At 62.3% G+C, this 22,504-nt stretch carries 18 protein-coding genes; 5 read left to right on the forward strand and 13 right to left on the reverse strand.

Annotated elements, in window-relative coordinates; translation table 11 throughout:
* Positions 1-2: 2 nt before the first annotated feature.
* Together AB5Z14_RS01595 and AB5Z14_RS01600 are read right to left on the reverse strand one after the other, a co-directional pair.
* On the reverse strand, positions 3-800 hold the full coding sequence (locus tag AB5Z14_RS01595; protein WP_117806619.1) for a DUF4931 domain-containing protein: 798 nt from the start codon (positions 798-800) through the stop codon (positions 3-5).
* A 3-nt stretch (positions 801-803) separates the two neighbouring features.
* Positions 804-1,481: a copper homeostasis protein CutC gene (locus tag AB5Z14_RS01600; protein ID WP_368129993.1), complete on the reverse strand. Its 678-nt coding sequence runs from the start codon at positions 1,479-1,481 to the stop codon at positions 804-806.
* A gap of 308 nt (positions 1,482-1,789) precedes the next feature.
* Between AB5Z14_RS01600 and AB5Z14_RS01605 the strand changes: the two genes are divergently transcribed.
* On the forward strand, positions 1,790-2,911 hold the full coding sequence (locus tag AB5Z14_RS01605; protein WP_368129994.1) for an IS110 family RNA-guided transposase: 1,122 nt from the start codon (positions 1,790-1,792) through the stop codon (positions 2,909-2,911).
* A gap of 426 nt (positions 2,912-3,337) precedes the next feature.
* On the opposite strand, the gene AB5Z14_RS01610 is transcribed toward AB5Z14_RS01605, so the two are convergent.
* The 6 genes from AB5Z14_RS01610 to AB5Z14_RS01635 form a co-directional block, all read right to left on the reverse strand.
* Positions 3,338-4,051 (reverse strand): ABC transporter ATP-binding protein, encoded by a 714-nt coding sequence (locus tag AB5Z14_RS01610; RefSeq protein WP_006234438.1) that lies wholly within the window; start codon positions 4,049-4,051, stop codon positions 3,338-3,340.
* A complete protein-coding gene (locus AB5Z14_RS01615; protein WP_055287178.1) occupies positions 4,052-4,912 on the reverse strand; it encodes an ABC transporter ATP-binding protein in 861 nt (286 codons plus the stop codon).
* Positions 4,902-5,981, reverse strand: coding sequence for a branched-chain amino acid ABC transporter permease (locus AB5Z14_RS01620; protein WP_161161827.1), 1,080 nt, complete (start codon positions 5,979-5,981; stop codon positions 4,902-4,904). The genes AB5Z14_RS01615 and AB5Z14_RS01620 overlap by 11 nt, the downstream gene beginning before the upstream one ends.
* A 9-nt stretch (positions 5,982-5,990) precedes the next feature.
* On the reverse strand, positions 5,991-6,872 hold the full coding sequence (locus AB5Z14_RS01625) for a branched-chain amino acid ABC transporter permease (RefSeq protein ID WP_117736810.1): 882 nt from the start codon (positions 6,870-6,872) through the stop codon (positions 5,991-5,993).
* 139 nt (positions 6,873-7,011) lie between these two features.
* Complete coding sequence (locus tag AB5Z14_RS01630) at positions 7,012-8,199, reverse strand: ABC transporter substrate-binding protein (protein ID WP_368129995.1); 1,188 nt, start codon at positions 8,197-8,199, stop codon at positions 7,012-7,014.
* 271 nt (positions 8,200-8,470) lie between these two features.
* A complete protein-coding gene (locus AB5Z14_RS01635) occupies positions 8,471-9,637 on the reverse strand; it encodes an ABC transporter substrate-binding protein (RefSeq protein WP_195234619.1) in 1,167 nt (388 codons plus the stop codon).
* 249 nt (positions 9,638-9,886) lie between these two features.
* Here AB5Z14_RS01635 and AB5Z14_RS01640 point away from each other — a divergent pair, with 249 nt between their 5' ends.
* Entirely contained in the window at positions 9,887-11,230 is a 1,344-nt protein-coding gene (locus AB5Z14_RS01640; RefSeq protein ID WP_368129996.1) for a homoserine dehydrogenase, read from the forward strand.
* 222 nt (positions 11,231-11,452) lie between these two features.
* Entirely contained in the window at positions 11,453-12,202 is a 750-nt protein-coding gene (locus AB5Z14_RS01645; protein ID WP_368129997.1) for an SDR family NAD(P)-dependent oxidoreductase, read from the forward strand.
* A 121-nt stretch (positions 12,203-12,323) separates the two neighbouring features.
* On the opposite strand, the gene AB5Z14_RS01650 is transcribed toward AB5Z14_RS01645, so the two are convergent.
* Positions 12,324-13,886 (reverse strand): cation:proton antiporter, encoded by a 1,563-nt coding sequence (locus AB5Z14_RS01650; RefSeq protein ID WP_368129998.1) that lies wholly within the window; start codon positions 13,884-13,886, stop codon positions 12,324-12,326.
* Positions 13,887-14,070: 184 nt separating this feature from the next.
* Between AB5Z14_RS01650 and AB5Z14_RS01655 the strand changes: the two genes are divergently transcribed.
* Positions 14,071-17,817, forward strand: a complete 3,747-nt coding sequence (locus AB5Z14_RS01655) for a phosphoribosylformylglycinamidine synthase (protein WP_368129999.1) — start codon at positions 14,071-14,073, stop codon at positions 17,815-17,817.
* A gap of 99 nt (positions 17,818-17,916) precedes the next feature.
* Entirely contained in the window at positions 17,917-18,852 is a 936-nt protein-coding gene (locus AB5Z14_RS01660) for a DMT family transporter (protein WP_368130000.1), read from the forward strand.
* A gap of 109 nt (positions 18,853-18,961) precedes the next feature.
* On the opposite strand, the gene AB5Z14_RS01665 is transcribed toward AB5Z14_RS01660, so the two are convergent.
* The 4 genes from AB5Z14_RS01665 to AB5Z14_RS01680 form a co-directional block, all read right to left on the reverse strand.
* On the reverse strand, positions 18,962-20,104 hold the full coding sequence (locus tag AB5Z14_RS01665; protein WP_368130001.1) for a GGDEF domain-containing protein: 1,143 nt from the start codon (positions 20,102-20,104) through the stop codon (positions 18,962-18,964).
* A 189-nt stretch (positions 20,105-20,293) separates the two neighbouring features.
* Positions 20,294-21,316: a 2-keto-3-deoxygluconate permease gene (locus AB5Z14_RS01670; protein ID WP_368130002.1), complete on the reverse strand. Its 1,023-nt coding sequence runs from the start codon at positions 21,314-21,316 to the stop codon at positions 20,294-20,296.
* 142 nt (positions 21,317-21,458) lie between these two features.
* Positions 21,459-21,782, reverse strand: coding sequence for an AzlD domain-containing protein (locus tag AB5Z14_RS01675; protein ID WP_368130003.1), 324 nt, complete (start codon positions 21,780-21,782; stop codon positions 21,459-21,461).
* On the reverse strand, positions 21,772-22,464 hold the full coding sequence (locus tag AB5Z14_RS01680) for an AzlC family ABC transporter permease (protein ID WP_368130004.1): 693 nt from the start codon (positions 22,462-22,464) through the stop codon (positions 21,772-21,774). The genes AB5Z14_RS01675 and AB5Z14_RS01680 overlap by 11 nt, the downstream gene beginning before the upstream one ends.
* Positions 22,465-22,504: the final 40 nt, after the last annotated feature.

Below are 22,504 nucleotides of genomic sequence, written 5' to 3' on the forward strand. Positions count from 1 at the left end.
TGCTATACGAGCGTTTCCAGATGCGCACGCAGACGCTCAGCATCGATATCGAGCGTCGTCTCGGCATTGACTTGGGCCAAACGATAGCCGACAAAGTAGGGCGAAACCACCCAACGTGGCAACGCCTTGGCAATGGTCCGGCCGTCCATGTGGTAGAAGAACAAGTTGTACGACTCCGCGCGACCGCCGTGGTGTTCGTGCAGGATATAGCGCAGGGCCACCTGAATCGCATCGGCAAACAGGTCCGCTTCGGCTTGGTCGCGGGCGTCGTCGCTGGCGGCGATTCCCTGTGGAGCCGAGACGTTGACCTCAAAGAATCCCATGATCGGCTCGGTTGAGACGTTGACCGAGATTCTCCCCTGCCGCCAGACATTGATGCCTTCGAAATTGGCGGAAGCCAGCGAAGCATAGCCGTCTTCCTGCTCCAAACCCACAATCTGCATGTGCGGATGGACCAGACTGCCGCCCGAAAGTGGGCCCTTGTTCTTGTACATGAGAACGCTGCGATACTGTCGGGAGTCAATCATCCGCTGCCAGCAATCCAGGGCAAACCGCATAACATGATGCAGCTCGTCCGGCGCATAGGTCACCAGGTCGGCGTCGTGGTCGGACGACTCAATCAATACGGTCTGGCGAGTGGCCCGCAAGGTCTTAAACTTATTCTCGAGCCAGATGCAGCCACCGTCGCGCCGGATGATATTGGCGAGTTCCTCGGTATCGCAAAAGGGGCACGCGGTGCCGGGACGACGGTTGTCGTCGGGCTTACCGTTCGCCTGCTGAACGTCAAATACCAGCGCCACGGGTTATACCTCCAGCGGCACGATCTTGGTGCCATGGAGTTCGGAGACGCCCAGTGCCGCCGCCACGGTATCGCGATTGGCCGTGGAAATGCCGCCACCGGGAAGAATGGTCAGGCGGTCGCCCGCATACTCGACAAGACGCGACAGGTGCTCCAGGTTGTCCTCGATCGGCGTTCCGGCAGCACCACCATGCGTCAGGATGCGCGTGATGCCGCAGTCGGCGAGTGCGTCAATGGCATCGAGCTGAGCCTCGAGCGAGAGCTGGTCAAAGGCCATGTGGAAGGTGATATCGATGGCCCCGCGCTTGCACTCCTCGGTCGCGCAGCCCGTAGCCATCACGAGGGCGCCGAGGGTGAGCTCGTCGAGCGCCCAGCCGCCGGCACAGGGCTTGCAGCAGCCAAAGACCAGGCCGTCAACGCCGGCGCTCACGGCAAGACCCAAGTCCATCTCCATCATGCGCAGCTCGTCCTGGTTGTAGTGAAAGTCACCGCCACGCGGGCGAATCATGCACATCACTCGCGCGTCATGCTCGTGAGCATAGCTGACCGTAGTGCTGATAACGCCGGCCGAGGGCGTGGTACCACCGACGGCAAGGTTGTCGCACAGCTCGATACGCCTTGCACCGGCATCGATAGCCGCCGGCACACGCTCAAAGTTCTCGGCACAAAACTCGTACAGCATAGATAGACCCCCAAAGACAGCAGATGTTTTCCGACGGGCATTGTCACACACCCCCATGAAGTTGCGGTGGAATAGGGACTCTTTTGGCCTCTGAGACTCCCATTTAGTCCCTATTCCACCGCAACTTAAAGGGGATAGTCGTTGGCATCTGCCACAACGTCGATGTTTTGGCAACGACAGACACTATGACCCAATCCGAGGGCACTAAAAAGACAGGAGCCCCCGCTCGTGACCGCGGGTCGGGGCTGCGACAATGATGTTGAAGTGCCATAGGCGCAGCCGCGCCGCAACGAGGTCGGGAGGCTCCCATGCCAAAGTATTCTACCGCGTTCGGGATGGACGTCCACCTGAGGTCGACCACCGTCTGCGCCCTCGACGCGGACACCGGCGAGGCCGTGACGAGGAGGTTCCCCGGCAACCCCTGGGGCGAGATCGCCGGGTGGATGGATGGGTTCCCCGGGCCGTCGCTCGCGGCCTACGAGAGCGGCTACCTCGGCTTCGCCCCGCAAAGGGAGCTCGCCGGGCTCGGCGTCGAGTGCGTCGTCGCCGCGGTCTCGAAGATCCCCAGGTCGGCCGCCGACTCGGCCTCCAAGAACGACAGGAACGACGCCGCCAGGATGGCCAAGGCGATACTCGCCCACGACATCTCCCCCGTATGGGTCCCCTCCCCCGAGGTCGAAGGCATCAGGGACCTCGCCGGCGCCTACGACGGGGCGACCGCGCGCCTGGCGACCGCCAAGCAGCGGCTGCTCGCCTTCCTCGCAAAGCGGGGGTTCGTCTACGGCGGCACCACGCCCGCCGGCAACCCGAGGAAGTACTGGACCTACGACTTCCTGAGGTGGCTCGACAAGGTCAGGCCGGAGGACGATGGCGGGGTTCGGGCGCTCGCCGCCCTGAGGAACGAGGTCGAGGCCGCGGCGGAGGCCCGGGCGGACCTGCTCTCCGAGTACAGGGCCGCCGTGGATGCCAGCCCGATCGCCGCGGAGGTGGCCGCCCTCCAGTCGATCAAGGGCTGCGCCTTCGCGCTGGCCGCAGCCTTCTCGGCCGAGGTCGGCGACTTCGCGAGGTTCCGTTCCGGAAGGCAGGTCACGGCCTATTTCGGCCTCGCGCCGAGTCAGAGGTCGAGTGGCGACTCCGTGCGGCTCGGAGGCATCAGCGGTGCGGGCAACGCGCTCGTGAGGAAGCTGGCCGTTGGGGGCTCATGGTGCTACGCCGCGGCACGGCACCAGCCGAAGCTCATGCCGAGGGACACGGGCGTGCCCCTCGAGATAAGGATGCACGGGAGGAAGGGGTCCGAGCGGCTCCTGCGGCGGCGCGAGGAGATGCTCGCCCGCGGCATGCCCCAGGCGAAGGCCAACGCGGCCACCGCGGCCGAGCTCGTGAGGTGGCTCTGGGCCCTCGGCATGATGTGCCGGGAGGGCGCGGAATAGACATAGCCCCCGTCCCGGCGAGCCGGGCGGCCTTCGGGGATACCCCCTATTTCGCTGTGCGCGCGGAGCCCTCCGCATGCGCCTCGACAGACTTGGGGAACCCCGCCGAAGGAATGGAGTGCGGGCCGACAGAACGGTATCCGCGGATATGAGACTGAGCCGAAGGCGTCGATGACATGCCGGGGGCGGACCGGGACGGGTTAACGGCAGGCCCCGCCGACCGATTGCAAGCGGTCGGCGGGGCCATTGTGGCTCTTGACAGCGGATTGGGTCATATGAGCGAAAGCCCGCCAGGGCGAGCAAGGTGCCTTGAAACGAGGCGGCATTGACCTTCTGGTCATGCCGCCGAAGTTGAAAGGCAGATTGCCGCCCTGGCGGGCTTGTAGCGTCAAGTAGTTACGGCGTTTGGTAAAACGCCGTAACTATCTAACCACCAAGATATGCTTTGCGAACGTTGTCGTCGTGCAGGAGCTCTTGGCCGGTGCCGGTCATGGTGATCTTACCGGTCTCGAGCACGTAGCCGCGCGTGGCGATGGAAAGCGCCATCTGCGCGTTCTGCTCGACCAGGAGCACCGTGGTGCCGGCCTTGTGCAGGTCCTCGACAATCTGGAAGATCTGCTCGATCAGAATCGGCGCCAGGCCCATGGAGGGCTCGTCGAGCATGAGCAGCTTGGGGTTGCTCATGAGGGCACGGCCCATAACGAGCATCTGCTGCTCGCCGCCCGAAAGGGTGCCGGCAACCTGACGACGGCGCTCCTTAAGGCGTGGGAACTGCTCGTAGACGCGCTCAAGACCCGGGGCTACCGTGGACTTGGGCTGCGTGTAGGCGCCCATCTCCAGGTTCTCCTCGACCGTCATCTGCAAAAAGGCGCGACGGCCCTCGGGGACCTGAGCCAGACCCTTGCCCACCAGCTTGTCGGCGGGCGTATGGGTAATGTCCTCGCCCATAAACTTGATGGAGCCGGTCTTGGAGCGCAGCAGGCCCGAAACGGTCTTAAGCGTCGTGGACTTACCGGCACCGTTGGCGCCGATCAGGGCCACGATCTCGCCCTCGTTGACGTTAAAGGAGATGTCCTTGATGGCGTGGATGGCGCCGTACCAGACATTGATGTTGTAGACGGAAAGCATCGGCTCTGCCATTTAGTTCTCCCCCTTATCCTGCTTGCCCAGATACGCCTCGATAACAGCGTCGTTGTTCTGGATCTCCTCGGCCGTGCCCTTGGCGATGACCTTACCAAAGTTAAGCACGCAGATGCCCTCGCAGATGTTCATAACGAGTGACATGTCGTGCTCGATGAGCATGATGGCGATGCCGAAGGTGTCGCGGATCTTGACGATGTTCTCCATGAGCTCCGCGGTCTCGGACGGGTTCATACCGGCGGCAGGCTCGTCAAGCAGCAGCAGCTTGGGGTTGGTCGCAAGCGCGCGGACGATCTCCAGGCGACGCTGGGCGCCATAAGGCAGCGAGCCGGCCTGCTCGTTTGCCAGGTGCTCCATATCAAAGATGGACAGTAGCTCCATGGCGCGCTCGTGGGCGGCCTTCTCGTGCTTCCAATACGTCGGCAGGCGCAGCACGCCCTCAAAACCGGAGTAGCGCTCCTGGTTGTGCAGGCCGACCTTGACGTTGTCCTCCACCGTCATGGTGTTGAACAGACGAATGTTTTGGAAGGTACGGGCGATGCCCATACGGTTGACCTGATAGACCGACTTACCCGAGGTGTCCTCGCCATCGAGCAGGATGGTGCCGTGCGTGGGCTGATACACCTTGGTGAGCAGGTTGAAGACCGTGGTCTTACCGGCGCCGTTGGGGCCGATGAGGCCGGCGATCTCGGTCTTGCCGATGGTCAGGCTAAAGTCGTCAACAGCCTTAAGGCCGCCGAACTCAATACCCAAGTGGATGCACTCGAGTGCCGGGCGCTCGCCCAGGTCGCGGTCGGGAACGATGGCGCCAGAAGGATATGGGACCATCTTGCCCTTGTTGAACTCAAACTTACTGGGCATCGGCTGCCACCTCCTTCTTGGGAGCAAAGCGGTCCTTAACGCGACCAAAGAACGCCTTGAGCTGCGGGTTGTTGGTAAAGATCATGACCAGAATCAGCACGATGGCGTAGATGAGCATACGGTAGTCCGAGAACTGACGGAGCAGCTCGGGAAGCACCGTGAGCAGCGCCGCCGCGATGACGGAGCCACGCATGTTGCCCAGACCGCCCAGAACCACGAACACCAGGATGAGAATCGACGTGTTGAAGTCGAACTTGGTGGCGGAGAGCTGCGAGAAGTTACCGCCAAAGAGGGCTCCGGCGGCACCGGCGAGGGCAGCGGAAACCACGAAGGCGATCATACGGTACTGGGTGACGGAGATGCCCACAGACTCGGCAGCGATCTTGTTATCGCGCACGGCCATGATGGCACGACCGGTACGGCTGCGGACCAGGTTGAGCACGATCACGAGCGCGACCATGACCAAGATGGCGCCGGCAAGGAAGGTCGAGTACGTCGACACGCCCGAGGCGCCCTGGGCGCCCTTGATGATGGCGGTTCCGTCCTCGAGCAGGTGCAGGTCGTCGATCGTGGAGTTGCCCGTGATATTGAAGATCACGTGCAGGCCACGCGAGTCGACGCCCACAATAAGGCAGGTGACGATCTCTTTGATGATCTCGCCAAAGGCCAGCGTCACGATGGCCAGGTAGTCGCCGCTCAGGCGAAGGACTGGAATGCCGATCAAGAAGCCCAGGATGGCGGCGGCGATAGCACCAACCACGATACTGATAATGAGGCGCACGGGATCGGAGGGAACGGCACTCTCGAGGGCGACCGCGGTGACAATGCCCGTATAGGCACCGACGCTCATAAAGCCCGCGTGGCCCAGCGACAGGTCGCCCGCGATGCCGACGACGAGGTTAAGCGAGATGGCCATGACGATGTAGGCCGTAATGGGAACCAGCTGACCGGCGATCATGCGCGGGATCATGTGGTTGGACTGCATAAAGAACACGATGGCGAAGGCCACGATGCACATGGCGTACGTGACAAAGTCGTGACGCGTCTGCTTGTCTTTAAGGAACTTCATAACGCTCACCTACACCTTCTCGGGAACGTACTTGCCCAAGAGGCCAGCAGGCTTGACGAGCAGGACGATGATCAGAACACCAAAAACGATGGAGTTGGCAAGGCTCGTGGAAATGTAGGCCTGTGCCATCGCCTCGATGATGCCAATGAGAATGCCACCGACAAAGGCGCCGGGGATGGAGCCGATGCCACCGAAGACGGCGGCGTCGAAGGCCTTGATGCCAGGCATGGCGCCCGTCGTGGGCTGCAGCACCGGCGAATAGGAGCACAGCAGCACGCCGGCGATGGCGGCAAGGGCAGAACCGATGGCGAACGTCATCGAGATGGTGCGGTTAACATTGATGCCCATGAGCTGAGCGGCGGCCTTGTCCTCGGACACGGCGCGCATGGCCTTGCCCATCTTGGTCTTGCCCGTAAAGAACACCAGACCGGCCATGATAACCAGGCAGGCGACGATGGTGACGAGCGAGACGGCGCTCACGTTGTACTTGGCCAAGAACTCCGGCACCGGGAAGGTGACGAGCGAAGTAAAGTTCTTGGGCGTGGCGCCCCACAGGAGCTGGGCGGCGTTCTGCAGGAAGTAGGACACGCCGATAGCCGTGATCAGAACGGCCAGCGGGCCCGCCTGGCGCAGCGGCTTATAGGCAAGGCCCTCGATGAGAACGCCCAGAACCGTGCAGACCGCACAAGAGAGAATTACAGAAGCCCAGCCCGGGAGGCCGAGATACGACGTGGCGCAGAACGAGACATAGGCACCGACCATGATGACGTCGCCGTGAGCGAAGTTCAGCATCTTGGCGATACCGTAGACCATGGTGTAGCCCAACGCGATGATGGCGTAGACGCTGCCCATGGACAGGCCGTTGACCAGGTATTGGATAAAGACCGTCATGTTCCACATCCCCCTTTCGAATAGGTTTCCAGTTGATGTACGAAACAGGGACGTTACATCGTCCCTAGATACCAAGCAAGCAGGGAAGGCCAAAACCTCCCCTGCTTGGGATCAAAACCGCTCTATGTAAGGCGGCCTATTAGGCCTGTACGTACTTGCCGTCGGTGATGACGTACGCAGTCGGGTCCTTCTGGACCTGGCCCTTGTCGTTCCAGGAAAGCTTGCCGGTCAGGCCGTCAACGGTGATCTTGAGCATAGCCTCGGGCAGCTTCTCGGCGACCTCGGTGGGGTCGGCGTCGACGCCCAGGCCGGCCTCCTTGAGAGCCTCGACCACAGCATGCACGCCGTCGTAGGCGTCGGCGGCAAACTGGTCGGGGGTATCGCCGTACTTATCCTTGTAAGCGTTGACGAAGTCGGCGTTCTTCTCGTCGTCGGCGGAGAACGGGGTCATGAGCAGCAAGCCCTCGGCAAGCGAGGTGTCGAAGCCCTCCACGCCCAGGATGCCGTCCATGCCGTCGCAGCCCATCATCTTGACGTCGTAGCCCATGTCCTTGGCATTCTTGAGCAGGACGGACGCCGGCGTGTAGTAGATCGGTGCGAAGATCATGGTGGCGCCGGCCTGCTTGGCCTTGGTCAGCTGGTTGGTGAAGCTCGTGGAAGAGTCGTCCTTAAAGGTTTCCTCGTCAACGATCTCGAGCTTGGACTCAGCGGCCTGGGCCTTAAAGGCATCGGCAATACCCGAAGAATATGCGTCGCCGGAGTTATAGAAGAGCACGAACTTCTCGTCCGCATACTTCTCGGCCAGGAACTTGGCAGCGTTGACGCCCTGGTTGGGGTCGGTAAAGCAAACCTGGAAGACGCAATCCTTGCCCTTGGTGACGTCCTCGGAAGACGCGGACGGGGTGATCATGAACGTCTCGGGGTCCTTACCGCACTCGGCGGCAACGGCAACCGATGCGCCCGTGGTGGTCGGGCCGACGAGGGCCTGCATACCCCAGTCCAGAAGATTATTAAAGGCGTTGACGGCCTTCTCGCCGTCGGCCTGATCGTCCTCGGCCTTGCTGGCAAGCGGAAGTTCCTTGGTGGAGAAATCCTTGCAGCCAAGCTCGACGGCCTGAGTAACGGACTTGCCATAGGAGGCATTTGCACCGGTCAGCGGGCCGATGGTACCGATCTTAAACGAAGCGTCGCTCGAAGCGGAACCGCTATCGCCGCCGTTGGAGGAGCAGCCAGCTAGAATGGACATCGCCCCCAGACCTGCTGCGCTCGCGATAACGCTCCTGCGATTCATAACAGGGTTCAATGACTTACCGGTGAGGCTCGACATGCGGCTCTCCTCTCATTTCTCGTCGGGTTTCGGTTACCCGACAGGCCATCCTTCGCCGTGTTCGGCGTTCGCAAAATAGTAGACGCTTTAGTTGGGAAAAGTGGCGATTATTTCAACTTTTCTTTCGGTTTGTCCTTATATCCATAATTCTGCGTATTTCTATCGCTTTATGCAGTTATGCCACTTTATTGTGTGAAAGTAATGTTTCCGTTCTGTTACAGGCGTCCCTGCCCTGAATAAAACGGCCTCACCGGTCGCGCTTTATGCGCACTTAGGCGGCGATGTACTTGCCGTCCTGAATCACATAGGCTGTGGCGGGCTTTTCGACCTGGCCCTCGTCATTCCACGTCAGCTCGCCTGTCAGGCCCTCGATCTTGATCTTGCGCATGGCCTTGGCAAGGTCGCCGGCAATGTCGGCACCGTCGGCCGAAATGTCAATCCCCGCCCTATCGATAGCCTCGGCGATGGCGTGGACGCAATCGTAAGCGTCGGCGGCAAACTGGTTGGGCGTCTCGTCGTAGGCATCCTTATAGGCCTTGACGAAGTCGGCATTCTTCTCATCGTCAGCCGAAAACGGGGTCATGAGCAGTACGCCCTCGGCAAGAGAGGTATCGAAGCCTTCCACAGAGAGCAGGCCGTCCATGCCGTCGGTACCCATGAGGGTCATGTCGTAGCCCATGTCCTTGGCGTTCTTGAGCAAAACGGATGCCGGCGTGTAGTAGATCGGCGCAAAGATGAGCGTGGCGCCGGCCTCCTTGGCCTTGGTGAGCTGGTTGGTAAAGCTCGTGGAAGAGTCGTCCTTAAAGGTCTCGGTATCGACGATGTCGAGCTTGGACGCCTTGGCCTGCTCGGCAAAAGCGTCGGCAACGCCCGAGCTATACGTATCGCCGGAGTTGTAGAACAGGGCGATCTTGGCATCCGCGTACTTCTCGGCCAAGAACTTCGCGGCGCTGGCGCCCATGGTGGGATCGGTGAAGCAAACCTGGAAAACCGTGGTCTTATCCTTGGTAACGTCGAGCGACGAGGCCGAAGGCGTGACCATGAGCATATCGTCGGCGATCTCGCCCGAGACAGCGACGGCGGCACCGGTGGTGACGGGGCCGACGAGCGCCTGCATGCCCCAGTCGCACAAGGTATTGAAGGCGTTGATGGCCTTCTCGCCGTCAGCGACGTCATCCTCAGACTTAAGCGAGAGTTTGAGGTCCTTGGTCGAAAAATCCTTGGCGGCGAGCTTGGCACCCTTCTCGGCCGAAACGCCATAGGTTGCCGCGGCGCCGGTCAGAGGGCCGATGACACCGATCTTGAAGGTCTTGCCGTCATCGGCGGAGCCGCCGTCCGAGCCACCCGACGAGCAACCAGCGAGTGCCGCGGTGCTACCGAGCGCCGCGGCGCCAGCCAAGAAACTCCTGCGGTTAAGTACGTTGTTGATGCTAAACATGGTGTCCCCCTTTTCGCTGGCCGCGGTGCGGCCGTCTTGCGGTACAGGGCAAACCTTATGGTTCAAACGTTGACAGTTTGTTACGGAACTTCGTTTGTAGCGAGCGTGTTTCCAATGTTTCCGCAGCGTTTCGGGGGTAGCGTTTTGTGCGGCTCCCGTTGCCTGGCAAGCACGCGCCCTCGGTTCACGCTAGAATGCACTCAACCTTAACTGGTCAATCATCCATACAGATGCACGAAGGAGCTATCTATGAGCGAACCCCTGCGCACCGTGAACGTCGGCCTGATCGGTCTGGGAACCGTCGGCGGCGGCGTGGCCCGTCTGATCAAGAGCCACCACGATGAGTACCTGGCCGCCTACGGCATCGACCTTAAGCTGACCCGCGCCTGTGCGCTTGCCTGGGAGCAGGCCGAAGCCGCCGGTATTGAGCGCGAGGCCTTTACGAGCGACTGGCATGACGTCGTTACCGACCCCGCCGTCGACATCGTCGTCGAGCTGATCGGCGGCGAGCACCCCGCGACCGAGATTTTCACCACCGCCTTTGAGAACGGCAAGCACGTCGTCTCCGCCAACAAGGCCCTGCTCGGCCGTCATGTCGAGACGCTTGCCGAGAAGGCGCGTGAGTGCGGCGTGCAGATTAAGTGCGAGGCCAGCTGCGGCGGCGGTATCCCCATCGTCAGCACGCTCGAGCACGACCTGGTGGGCAACAAGATCCTGACCATCGCCGGCATCCTCAACGGCACCACCAACTACATCCTGTCGCGCATGGACGCCGAGGGCGCCGATTACGCCGATGTGCTCGCCGACGCCCAGGCCAAGGGCTACGCCGAGGCCGATCCGTCCGCCGACGTCGACGGCTTCGACGCCGCCAGCAAGACGGCCATCCTCGCCTCCATCGGCTTTGGCACCCGCGTGACCACCGACGACGTTTACCAGCAGGGCATCCGTACCATCGGCGCCGAGGACATCGCCCAGGCCCGCGAGCTCGGCTACACCATTAAGCTGCTGGGCATCGCCCGCAACACCGATGCCGGCGTCGACGTCCGCGTGCACCCCACGCTGATCCCCGCCGACCATATGCTCGCCAAGGTCAACGGCGCCATGAACGCCGTCTACGTGGTGGGCGACGCCGTGGGCGAGACCATGTTCTACGGTGCCGGCGCAGGCTCCTTCCCCACCGCGAGCGCCGTCGTGGGCGACATCCTGTCGCTGTCCGAGCAGATCAGCCGCGGTGTGGCCCCGTTGCCCGAGATCGAGCCCTATGGCCACAACCTCGCCTTTAAGCCCATGGACGAGCTCCAGACCAAGTACTATGTGCGCCTGAAGGTCGCTGACCGCGTGGGCGCCCTGTCCGAGACGGTCGACATCTTTGCCAAGCACAACATCTCGATCTCGCTCATCAATCAGGTCGAGGATGGCAAGTCGGGCGTCACCGGCACCTGCTCGGTCATCTTCCTGACGCACCGCGCGCTCGAGAAGGACATTCAGGCTGCCGCTGCCGAGCTCGCAGGCGTCGACTGCGTGGCCGAGGTCGCCAACGTCCTGCGTATCGAGGACGTCGAGGCCTGGACCGAAGGCGTTATGGCCAACTAGTTCGGTCTTCGCTATACGACATATATGTTGAGAGGCTCCCGTCTGGTCTGGACGGGAGCCCTTTTGTTTGCGGGCTCGGGCGCATTGGCGCAGTCCACGTTTGAACAACTTGACCGTTCGTTGACAACCGGGGGTACCGTTCACCGATAAGCGAATGTGCTCGTTTTGGGCCGCCACTATGCTGTGCTGCGTATGTCCACACCCCCGAAGAATGGAGGCACCATGTTGCTCGAGGGTAAGAAAGCAATCATCACTGGAGGCACGCGCGGTATCGGTTACGCCATCGCCTGCCGTTTTATTGAGGAAGGCGCTGCCGTCACCGTCTTTGGCTCTCGCCAGGAGACCGCCGACGCCGCCGTTGAAAAACTGACCGCAGCCTATCCCGAGGCCAAGGTTTGGGGCCGCTCCTGCGACCTCACCTCGCTCGAGGCCGTAACCGAGGCCTTTACCCAGGCAGCCACCGACATGGGCGGCCTGGACACGGTTGTCAACAACGCCGGCATCTCCCAGAGCACCCCGCTGCTCAACTACACCGCCGAGGAGTTCGCCAAGGTTATGGACCTCAACGTGACCGCCGTCTTTAACGGCCACCACGCCGCCGCCAAGATCATGACCGAGGCCGGTCACGGCGGTACCATCACCACCACGACCTCGATGGTCGCCAAGTACGGTCAGCCCTCCGGCGTCGGCTACCCCACGTCCAAGTTCGCCGTCAACGGCATGGTCCAGTCGCTCTCGCGCGAGCTCGCCCCCAAGGGCATTCGCGTCAACGCCGTCGCGCCCGGTGTGACCAGGACCGACATGGTTGCCGCCCTGCCCGACGAGGTCATCAAGCCGCTCGTCGCCACCATCCCACTCGGCCGCATGGGCGAGCCCGAGGACGTCGCCAACGCCTTCGTCTTCCTGGCGAGCGACATGTCCTCCTATGTCACGGGCGCCGTACTCCCCGTCGACGGAGCCGCCCGCTCCTAAGGATTACAGGCTTCGGCCTCGTCCTTCAACAGAGCCTTACGCAAAAGGCGCGCTGCCTGCGATTGATGCAGGCGGCGCGCCTTCTTTTATTTGGACGGAAACCGTATCCCAGTATTCCTTGCTACTTGCCGTCGTCGTCCTCGGCTTCTTCTCGTGCGTAGAGTTCCAGCATACGGCGGCGATATTCGTGCACGGCGAGCTTGGCGCGCTCCAGGCGGCGGCGTTCGCGCGGGGTGAGCTTGCTGGGGTCGATCTCATCGCCATAGGTCTTCTCGGCCAGCAAATGGGCGGCATCCACGATGCGAGCATCGATGCGCTCGCTTGCCGCCTCGGCCGAAAGGCGATCGGCAATGGTATCGATCGTAGGAACACCGTCGAGCGCGCGGCCGTGACCATGCGAGGTCAACAGCTCATGCTCACGCGCGAGCAAGCTCGCCAGATCGTGATGAGCACGCAGAATATCGAGTGCGTCGGAAGGATGCTCGGCAACTTCCGCCACGGCGGCAACCGGCGCGGCATCGACCACACGGTAGAAGAGCTGCGCGAGCAGCGGCATCAAGAACACCGTGATAGCACCGGCGGCAACCATGACCGAGGCGACATCTTGCGACAGCGCGCCGGCGTTGACGGCAACGCTCGTCACGGCAACGATGATCGGCAGCGCCGTGGTGCAGTACAGGGCCACGGTAATGCGGCCATACGCCGAGACATCGCGCGTCTCGGGACAGATGCTCATAGAAACAAGAATGGGCACGGCGCGGATGATGAGCAGCGCCACGATAAAGCCCACGAGCAGCCCGGGGCGCGATGCCACAGCCGTCAGGTCGATCTTTGCGCCCGACACGGTAAAGAACACGGGAATCAAAAAGCCGTAGGCCAGGCCATCGAGCTTGGTCTCGAGCGTGTGATTGCCCTCGGGGATGATATAGCGCAGGACAAAGCCGGCGGCAAAGGAACCCAGCACGATGTCGAGATCGAAGATGGCCGAGAACGCCACGAGCGTGACCAGGATGAGCACCGTCAGGCGCACGAAGGTCTGCGATGTGGTGTCGGCGCGCTCCTCGACAAACGCAAAGAAACGGCTGCCGACGCGCTTGGAGCGGCTCGGAACCACAGCCAGCAACACGCAGACCACCGCAAACAAACCCAAGATCACGAGTGTCTGAATGCCGGTGCGCGCAGAGAGCAGCACCGACATGGCAAGCACGGGGCCAAGCTCGCCCCAGGTGCCGTACGCGAGGATCGAATCGCCCACGCGCGTGCCGGTGAGCGAGCGCTCGCGCATGATGGGCACGAGCGTGCCGAGTGCCGTCGAGGTAAGCGCGAGCGTCACGGCGATACCGTCGAAGTGACTGACCGAGAACCACGGCGTGAAGCGCACGGCAAGCCAGGCGATGCCAAACGTGACGACCCACGTCGCCATGCCGTAGCGTCCTTCGACGCCCGTGATGTTCCTGGGGTCGATCTCAAAGCCGGCGAGCAGGAACAAAAAGGCCAAGCCGAGCTCGGACACGAGCGAGACCTCGGCGTCCACATGAATGATACCGAGCATATGAGGGCCCAGTACCGCGCCGAACACGAGCAAAAAGACCGTCTCGGGAACGGGCTTTCCGGGAATCGCCGAGGCGATAAAGGGGCTCGCAAAGGCCACGAGCGCGATGATGGCGAGCGAAACGAATGCCATGTGATGCCTTTCTCTTGTTTGCGCTTCACTGTAGCACCCTCGCCGTCCTCAACGCGCCGCGAGCTGTCGTATCATAGTGAGGTTTACAAACATGTGGCTCAAGGCGACCGCGAGGCTTGCCCCGCAAACCGACCGCTGCCGCATACCGTACCGTACGCCCAACCGATCAGGAAGGCAGGAACCAATGGTCTCTCGTATCTACGTGGAGAAGAAACCCGGGTTCGACGTCGAGGCTCAGCAGCTCAAGGGCGAGCTGACCGAGATTCTCGGCATTAAGGGCATCGAGGCCCTGAGGATCATCAACCGCTACGACGTCGAGGGCATCGACGAGGAGCTCTTCCGCTCCTGCGTGCCGACCGTCTTTAGCGAGCCCCAGGTCGACATGACCTATGACGAGCTCCCCGCAAGCGATGGCGCCGTCTTTGCCGTCGAATTCCTGCCTGGCCAGTTTGACCAGCGCGCCGACTCCGCCAGCGAGTGCGTGCAGCTCATCAGCCAGGGCGAGCGCCCCGCCGTGCGCTCCGCCAAGGTCTATATGATCTCGGGCGACTTGGACGAGGCCGCCGTCGAGGCCATCAAGCACTACGTGGTGAACCCCGTCGAGGCCCGTATTGCTTCGCTCGATCTGCCCGAGACGCTGCACATGGAGACCCCCGAGCCCCAGCCCGTCGAGGTGCTCGACGGCTTCCGCGAGCTCGATGAGGCCGGCCTTGCCGCCTTCATCGCCGAGCGCGGCCTTGCCATGGACGAGGCGGACATCGCCTTCTGCCAGCAGTACTTCCGCGATGAGGATCGCGACCCCACCATCACCGAGATCCGCGTGATCGACACCTACTGGTCCGACCACTGCCGCCACACCACCTTCGGCACCGTCCTGGACGACGTGACGATCGATGACGCCGTGGTGCAGCAGGCCTTCGACCGCTACATGGAGATGCGCCACGAGCTCGGTCGCGACGCCAAGCCCGTCTGCCTCATGGACATGGGCACCATCGGCGCCAAGTACCTTAAGAAGACCGGCGTCATGACCGATGTCGACGAGTCCGAGGAGATCAACGCCTGCACCGTCAAGGTGAAGGTCGATGTCGACGGCGAGGAGCAGGACTGGCTGTTCCTGTTTAAGAACGAGACCCACAACCACCCGACCGAGATCGAGCCCTTCGGCGGTGCCGCCACCTGCGTGGGCGGCGCCATCCGCGACCCGCTCTCGGGCCGCAGCTACGTGTACCAGGCCATGCGCGTCACCGGTGCCGGCGACCCCACCGTCCCCGTGTCCGAGACGCTCGAGGGCAAGCTGCCGCAGCGCAAGCTCGTGACCACCGCTGCCGCCGGCTACTCCAGCTACGGCAACCAGATCGGCCTTGCCACCGGCCAGGTCAACGAGCTCTATCACCCCGGCTACGTGGCCAAGCGCATGGAGGTCGGCGCCGTCGTGGGCGCCACCCCGGCAAACCACGTGCGCCGCGAGTGCCCCGCCCCCACCGACAAGATCATCCTGCTGGGCGGCCGCACCGGCCGTGACGGCATCGGCGGTGCCACCGGCTCCTCCAAGACCCAGAACACCGAGTCCATCGAGACCTCGGGCGCCGAGGTCCAGAAGGGCAACGCCCCGGTCGAGCGCAAGCTCCAGCGTCTGTTCCGCCGCGGCGACGCCTGCCGTCTGATCAAGCGCTGCAACGACTTTGGCGCCGGCGGCGTCTCGGTCGCCGTGGGCGAGCTTGCCGACGGCCTGTATGTCGATCTTGACACAGTGACCAAAAAGTACGACGGCCTGGACGGCACCGAGCTCGCCATCTCCGAGTCCCAGGAGCGTATGGCCTGCGCCGTCGCCGACGGTGACGTCGAGGAGTTCATGGGCTACGCCGCCGAGGAGAACCTCGAGGCGACCGTTATCGCCGAGGTTACCGCCGAGCCGCGCATGCGCATGGCCTGGAACGGTGTCGCCATCGTCGACCTATCCCGCGAGTTCCTCAACTCCAACGGCGCGCCCAAGCACCAGGTCGCCCACGTGTGCGCCCGCAGCGTGTGGCAGCCCAGCTGGGCCGGCACCACGCTTGCCGAGCGCATGACCTCGCTTGTCACCGACCTCAACGTTGCCTCCAACAAGGGCCTTTCCGAGCGCTTCGACTCCACCATCGGTGCCGCAACCGTGCTTATGCCCTTTGGCGGCAAGACGCAGCTCACCCCGAGCTCGGCCATGGTCGCCAAGTTCCCCGTGGACGGCGAGACCACCACGGCAAGCGCCATGGCATGGGGCTTCAACCCCTACCTGATGGAAGCCGACCAGTTTGCTGGCGCCTACCTGTCCGTGGTCGAGTCCATCGCCAAGCTCGTGGCTGCCGGCTTTGAGCACAAACGCGCCTATCTCTCCTTCCAGGAGTACTTCGAGCGTCTGCGCACCGAGGCCGAACGCTGGGGCAAGCCCACGGCGGCCGTCCTGGGCGCCCTCATGGCCCAAGTCGACCTGGGTGCCGGCGCCATCGGTGGCAAGGATTCCATGAGCGGCTCGTTTGAGGACGAAGCCGGCGAGCTCAACGTTCCGCCGACTCTGATCAGCTTCGCTGTGGCCGTGGGCCGCGCGGCGCGCGCCGTCTCCCCTGAGTTCAAGGGCCTGACGCACCGCGTCGTCCGCATCGCCCCCGCTACCTACGGCGAGGACTACCGCCCCGACGCCCAGCAGCTGCTCGCCGCGTTTGACGCCGTCGAGGCGCTCACTGCTACCGGCGACGCCCTGGCCGTCTCCACGCCCGGCTACGGCTGCGGCGCCGAGAGCCTCTTTAAGATGTGCGTCGGTAACCAGATCGGTATCGAGCTTGCCGAGGACGTAGACGTGGAGAGCCTCTTCACCCCGCTCTACGGCAGCTTTATCGTCGAGCTCGCCGAGGACGCCGAACTGCCCAAGGTCGCCGACGGCGTTGTCGTCGAGCCCCTGGGTACCACCGTCGAGGGCTATGTCATCGACACCGGCTCCGAGGTCATCGAGCTCGCCGAGCTCCAGGAAGCCTGGGAAAGCGGCATCGAGGGCGTCTTCGCCTACCGCAGCGCCGGCGAGACCCCCGAGGTCGAGACCATCGACTTCCGCGCCAAGGATATCCACGTGTACGGCGGCGCCAAGATCGCCCGCCCGCGTGTGATCATCCCCGTGTTCCCCGGCAACAACTGCGAGTACGACAGCGCCCGCGCATTCCGTGCCGCCGGTGCCGAGGCCGACACCTTCGTGATCAACAACCTCACGCCCGAGGCCGTCGCTGAGAGCACCCACGAGCTTGCCCGCCGCATCCGTGCAAGCCAGATCGTCATGATCCCCGGCGGCTTCTCGGGCGGCGACGAGCCCGACGGCTCTGCCAAGTTCATCACGGCGTTCTTCCGCGCTCCGGAGGTGACCGAGGCAGTCCGCGACCTGCTCAAGGCCCGCGATGGCCTGATGCTGGGCATCTGCAACGGCTTCCAGGCCCTGGTCAAGCTCGGCCTGGTGCCCTACGGTGACATCGTCGACGCCACGCCCGATGCGTCCACGCTGACGTTCAACACCATCGGTCGCCATCAGAGCCGCCTGGTGCGCACTCGCATCTCGTCCAACCTGTCCCCGTGGCTGTCGCAGTGCAGCCTGGACGACCCCTACACCGTCGCCATCAGCCACGGCGAGGGCCGCTTTGTCGCCAACGACGAGGTGCTCGCCCAGCTGATCGCCAACGGCCAGGTCGCCACGCAGTACGTGGGCGAGGACGGCAAGCCCAGCATGGATCTTGCCGTCAACCCCAACGGCTCCGCACTCGCCATCGAGGGCATCACGAGCCCCGACGGCCGCGTCCTGGGCAAGATGGGCCATGCCGAGCGTCGCGGCGACAACCTGTACCGCAACGTGCCCGAGCATGTGCCTGGCGACAAGTTCATGCCGATCTTTGAGAGCGGCGTAGCCTACTTCGCCTAAACCTTTCCCATCGGGTACAATCCCTTCGGGTAACATCACCCGCCACCGACACATCCGGTGGCGGGTTCTTTTTTGCTTCGCGCATGTAGGAAGGACATCATGGAAAGCCGCAAGCCGTATCTCGCCACCCTGCCCGGACTCATCCTGGGCTGCCTCGTTTGCTGCGCGCTCTGGGGCTCCGCCTTCCCCTGCATCAAGATCGGCTACGGCCTCTTTGGCATTCCCGCGCACGACAGCGCCTCGCAGCTGCTCTTCGCGGGTCTGCGCTTCACCCTTGCCGGCATGTTGGTCATTGTTGGCATGAGCGTGGTCCAGCGCCGGCCGCTCGTTCCGCAAGCGCGTGATATCAAGCCCATCTGCATCTTGTCGCTCTTCCAGACCATCGGCCAGTACTTCTTTTTCTACCTGGGACTCTCGCGTGCCAGTGCTATGTCGAGCTCCATCATCGAGGCCAGCGCCAACTTCTTGGCTATCCTCTTTGCCGCCCTGGCGTTTCGCACCGAAAAGCTCAATACGGCCAAGGTGCTCGGCTGCGTACTGGGCTTTGCCGGTGTCGCGCTCGTCAACCTTTCGGGCGCGGACGGCACCTTTGGCTTTACGCTCGACGGCGAGGGCTTTATCCTGGCCTCTACCGTCGCGGGCGCCCTTTCGACCTGCCTGATCGGTATCTTCTCGCGCGAGCACGACGGCGTTTTGCTTGCCGGGTGGCAGTTCTTGGTCGGCGGCCTGGTCCTCACCGCCATCGGCTTTTTGATGGATGGCGCGCTCTCCCCCACGGCGATTGCCCCCGCCATCGCGCTCATCATCTACATGGCGCTTATCTCCGCGGTCGCCTACTCGCTGTGGTCGCGCCTGCTTGCCGTCAACCCCGTCAGCCGCGTCTCGGTCTTTGGGTTTATGAACCCCGTCTTTGGTGTGCTGCTGAGCGCGCTGCTGCTCGGCGAGGGCGCTGGCACGAGCCCCGTTACCGTCATCGTTGCCCTGCTGTTGGTCTGCGGCGGCATCATCATCGTCAACAAACCTAAAATGGCCTAGCGAGCTGCCGCGTTCCGAGAAAAAGACGAGGCGTATCTTCGACAGCCGCTACTAGGCCCTGCAAACGCAGAAGGGAGCGCACGATCGCCACGGTCGTGCGCCCCCTTTTCTAGCGAATCTTAACGCCGGCTTTCTTCTTTTCGTACTTCACGCGGTAGAGCTCCGCGTCGGCGGCGCGAAGCAGATCTTGCCAGGTATCGACCCCATCGCCGACCCGCGCGTATCCGATGGACATCCGCAACGAATACGGCACCTCGGCGCGCGCAAGCTCGTCGTTGATCGACGTACACAGGCTGATGATCTCCTGCTCCGTCGCCGCCTTTTGGAGCACCACGAACTCATCGCCGCCGTAGCGCGCGATAAAGCCACTAGACACCGAGCAGACGTCCTTGAGCGCCGTCGCAACAACCTGAAGGGCATGGTCGCCCTCGACATGTCCATAGTGGTCGTTGATCTGCTTAAAGCCATCGGCATCCATCATAAGCAAATAAACATCTCTGGCCTGGTCCGCACCCGAGAACAGCGACAGCATATAGGTCTCAAAACGGTTGCGATTATTGAGCCCGGTCAACGGGTCGGTCGAGATCAACTGCTCCTGATAGACGATGTAGAGCAGCAGAATGCTCAGCAGTATACCGACACAAAGGCCCGGTATCGAAAACGCCACCTGAAAGGTACCGCCCACCAGAGCGGGAACCGCAAAGAAGGCGAGCGTGCGATAAATGGCCTTCTGTTGCAGGCTTTCGACTTTTCGAGCCTGAACAAAGGCATGCAAGGACGTATATATGACGTAGCAGTAGCTAACGATAGGCTGAATCATATAAGCAGCACCGCGACAATATACACCCTGCGCATCGATATAGAAAAGAGCGTGTGTCCAGTAGCTGGTGAATGCCAGGGCGACCACTACCGCCGTAGGCAATGCCACGAGTGCCATCCTGTAGCGCGTGGTCAGGAATCGCGAGCCCTGCATCGTCTCGGAATAGAAAAACCAAATGAGGCACGCGATGGCGAACAGCGAAAACGAGACCGCATTGGAAATCCAGTTGGCCGCGAGGCCTGCGGTGCCGCCCACTCCATCCGAGAGCACCCAGATCATATCGAAGAAAATGTACGCGGCAGACGTGTAGCCCAGCATGCTGAACAAAAGCTGCTGAGTGCTCGAGAACAAGGAGCGACGGCTTCGTGCGGCAAGTCCGATAAGAATAATCATGCACAGCATAAATATCTCGATCTTGAGCGCCTTAACCACTAGGTTCCATCCCCTCTATATCCAAGTGGCCAGAATCGCCCGAGTCATGCCCGGGCACCAAACACCCCTTACTCCGTAGGGGTAAAGGGAATAATAGCAGAGCGTCCGAATGGCTCTGGATAACAGATGCCGTTCGGACGCTCTGATGGCGCGAATTGCACGCGCCGTTTCATTGATTCGCAGAGACGACTACTCGCCGTCGATATCGGTCGCGACAGCCTCCTCGATAGCCTCGACACCGGCAACCGACAGGTCTTCCTTGCCCTGGCAGAACTTCTTGTCGACCCAGCCGGTCAGGATTGGGGCCATGATCGCCGTGATGATAACGGCGGTGGCGATCTGGGCGTACGCGGTGGGCGCAAGCTCGGTATAGCGCGGCGCAACCTCGGCAAGCGCGACCGGCGTGGTCATAGCCGTACCGGCGATGGTGGAACAAGCCACGGCAGCCTTGCCGTTGCCGCCGCACAGGCGCTCAAAGGCAAAGGTGATGGGGCCGACGATAAAGAGCGTGATGAGGCCCAGCAGGATGCCCGAGATGCCGCCGGTGATGAAGCTCGACAGGCTCATGGACGCACCGAGCTGAAAACCGATGACGGCAATTGCGGGATTGGTGCCGGGAACCAACAGGTTCTTGATGAACGGGAACAGGTTGCCCAAAACCATGCCGATAACGAGCGGCAGGATAGAGCCAACGATGGTGCCCAGCGGGATGTTAGCGAGACCCGAGACGCCGAGGATGATCATCGTGACGGCGGGACCGGCTGTAAAGAACAGAATGCCCACGGCGCCCTGCTCGGACTCATCGCCGAACTCGCCCATGATGCCCGTATAGAGCGCCATGTTGCAAAACGTGATGCCGCCGATGATAGACACGGAACTCAGGCCCAGGAAGTTGTCGTTAAAGAAATACGCCACGCCCAAGCCGAGAGCCGCCGCGACGACAAGCTTGGGGATCAGCACGACGATGCCGGTCTTGATAGCGCCCGGCGTGGACTTAAAGCTGATGCCGGCGCCCACGAAGAGCAGAATCGCGGCAACGATGGTGTTGGAGCCGCCACGGCAAGCAGCCGTAAAGAAACCGCCGATCTCAAAGACCTGCGGGCAGAAGGTGTTGAGCAAAAGGCCGACGATCATGGGATAGATCATGATGTCGCCCGGGATACGCGGGACTTTGAATTTCTTTTGCTCGTTGGCGGTTACTTCCTGTGCCATGAAACCCCCATTTCCGCTGACGGGGAACAAAAGCCCACGTCATGCTTTGCTACAGTAAAGTCTGACCATGGTACCAGAAGAGGCAGACCAGCTCGATGAGAAATTCGATTCGTTAGGCCAAGGCGGCAAGCGCGCCTTGCTCTTACACGAAACTCAAGGCGATATAGAGCACGATGCCCGAAACGCAGCACCACAACATCGACTTTGTCTTGATTGCCACCGCCACGACGCCGGCAGCCGCAATCCAGGGAACCAAGGCCGGCCACAGCCCTGCATCGAAGGCCCCGGGGCTTACCAAGTCGTTGGCGACCAGCGCGGCAAAGGCAGCGGGAGGAATATAGCCCAGGGCCTCGGTGACGCGGGGCGACAGGGTCCGCCCGCGCAAGGCAAACGCCGGCGCGATGCGAAAGAATGCGATGGCCGCCCACGACGACAGCCACAGGACCAAAAACTCATTAACGGGCATCGCGGGCACCCCTTCCATCCGTAAGGGCATCGCACGCGAGCGCCACGGCAACACCGACGAGCACGCTCACCGGCACGGCGACATTCGTCCACCCCAAAAACTTGCATATGGCGACGGATACCGCAGCCAAAACGGCGGCTACGATATTGCCGCGCGACAGTCGCTGCGAAAAGAGCAAGCAGATAAAGAGCGAAGTGCAGACAAAACCCGCAATAGCGGTGGGGACATCGATAACGGCACCGACAACGGCACCCATCGTGCACGAGACGCCCCACGTTGCGATGAGGGCCGCGTTGAGCGCAAAGGACTCACACGGGCCCCAGTCGTCCCCCTCAACCAGCTTAGCCAACGAGATGCCGTATGCCTCCTCGGTGAGCGTCGCGGCAACCGCCAGCGTTTGACGCTTCGAGGCACCCGTCAGATGCGGTGCGATCGATGCCGAGTAGAGCGCAAAGCGCGATGAGATGGCGGCGACGCTTGCGACAATCGATGCCGCCGGCACGCCCGCCAGCCACAGGTTGCAGATCATGAACTGCCCGCTGCCTGTCACGAACGTGCTACTCAGGGCAAAGACCATCCAGGGCTCCATCCCCGTCTGCGCCATAATCATTCCGCACGGCGCGCCTATCGCAACATAGGTAAGCATCACCGGCCAGACAGTTTTAACGATTTCGAGCACCATAACGTTCCTTATCCCGACAAGGCATCCGAGCCGCATGTAA

It is taken from the genome of Collinsella aerofaciens (genome assembly GCF_040910265.1).
Taxonomy (GTDB): Bacteria; Actinomycetota; Coriobacteriia; order Coriobacteriales; family Coriobacteriaceae; genus Collinsella; species Collinsella aerofaciens_BK.

Coding starts and splice junctions, on each gene's coding strand:
- AB5Z14_RS01600 (WP_368129993.1), bottom strand. CDS start 1,481: ATGCTGTACGAGTTTTGTGCCGAGAACTTTGAGCGTGTGCCGGCGGCT.
- AB5Z14_RS01605 (WP_368129994.1), top strand. CDS start 1,790: ATGCCAAAGTATTCTACCGCGTTCGGGATGGACGTCCACCTGAGGTCG.
- AB5Z14_RS01610 (WP_006234438.1), bottom strand. CDS start 4,051: ATGGCAGAGCCGATGCTTTCCGTCTACAACATCAATGTCTGGTACGGC.
- AB5Z14_RS01615 (WP_055287178.1), bottom strand. CDS start 4,912: ATGCCCAGTAAGTTTGAGTTCAACAAGGGCAAGATGGTCCCATATCCT.
- AB5Z14_RS01620 (WP_161161827.1), bottom strand. CDS start 5,981: ATGAAGTTCCTTAAAGACAAGCAGACGCGTCACGACTTTGTCACGTAC.
- AB5Z14_RS01625 (WP_117736810.1), bottom strand. CDS start 6,872: ATGACGGTCTTTATCCAATACCTGGTCAACGGCCTGTCCATGGGCAGC.
- AB5Z14_RS01630 (WP_368129995.1), bottom strand. CDS start 8,199: ATGTCGAGCCTCACCGGTAAGTCATTGAACCCTGTTATGAATCGCAGG.
- AB5Z14_RS01635 (WP_195234619.1), bottom strand. CDS start 9,637: ATGTTTAGCATCAACAACGTACTTAACCGCAGGAGTTTCTTGGCTGGC.
- AB5Z14_RS01640 (WP_368129996.1), top strand. CDS start 9,887: ATGAGCGAACCCCTGCGCACCGTGAACGTCGGCCTGATCGGTCTGGGA.
- AB5Z14_RS01645 (WP_368129997.1), top strand. CDS start 11,453: ATGTTGCTCGAGGGTAAGAAAGCAATCATCACTGGAGGCACGCGCGGT.
- AB5Z14_RS01650 (WP_368129998.1), bottom strand. CDS start 13,886: ATGGCATTCGTTTCGCTCGCCATCATCGCGCTCGTGGCCTTTGCGAGC.
- AB5Z14_RS01655 (WP_368129999.1), top strand. CDS start 14,071: ATGGTCTCTCGTATCTACGTGGAGAAGAAACCCGGGTTCGACGTCGAG.
- AB5Z14_RS01660 (WP_368130000.1), top strand. CDS start 17,917: ATGGAAAGCCGCAAGCCGTATCTCGCCACCCTGCCCGGACTCATCCTG.
- AB5Z14_RS01670 (WP_368130002.1), bottom strand. CDS start 21,316: ATGGCACAGGAAGTAACCGCCAACGAGCAAAAGAAATTCAAAGTCCCG.
- AB5Z14_RS01675 (WP_368130003.1), bottom strand. CDS start 21,782: ATGCCCGTTAATGAGTTTTTGGTCCTGTGGCTGTCGTCGTGGGCGGCC.
- AB5Z14_RS01680 (WP_368130004.1), bottom strand. CDS start 22,464: ATGGTGCTCGAAATCGTTAAAACTGTCTGGCCGGTGATGCTTACCTAT.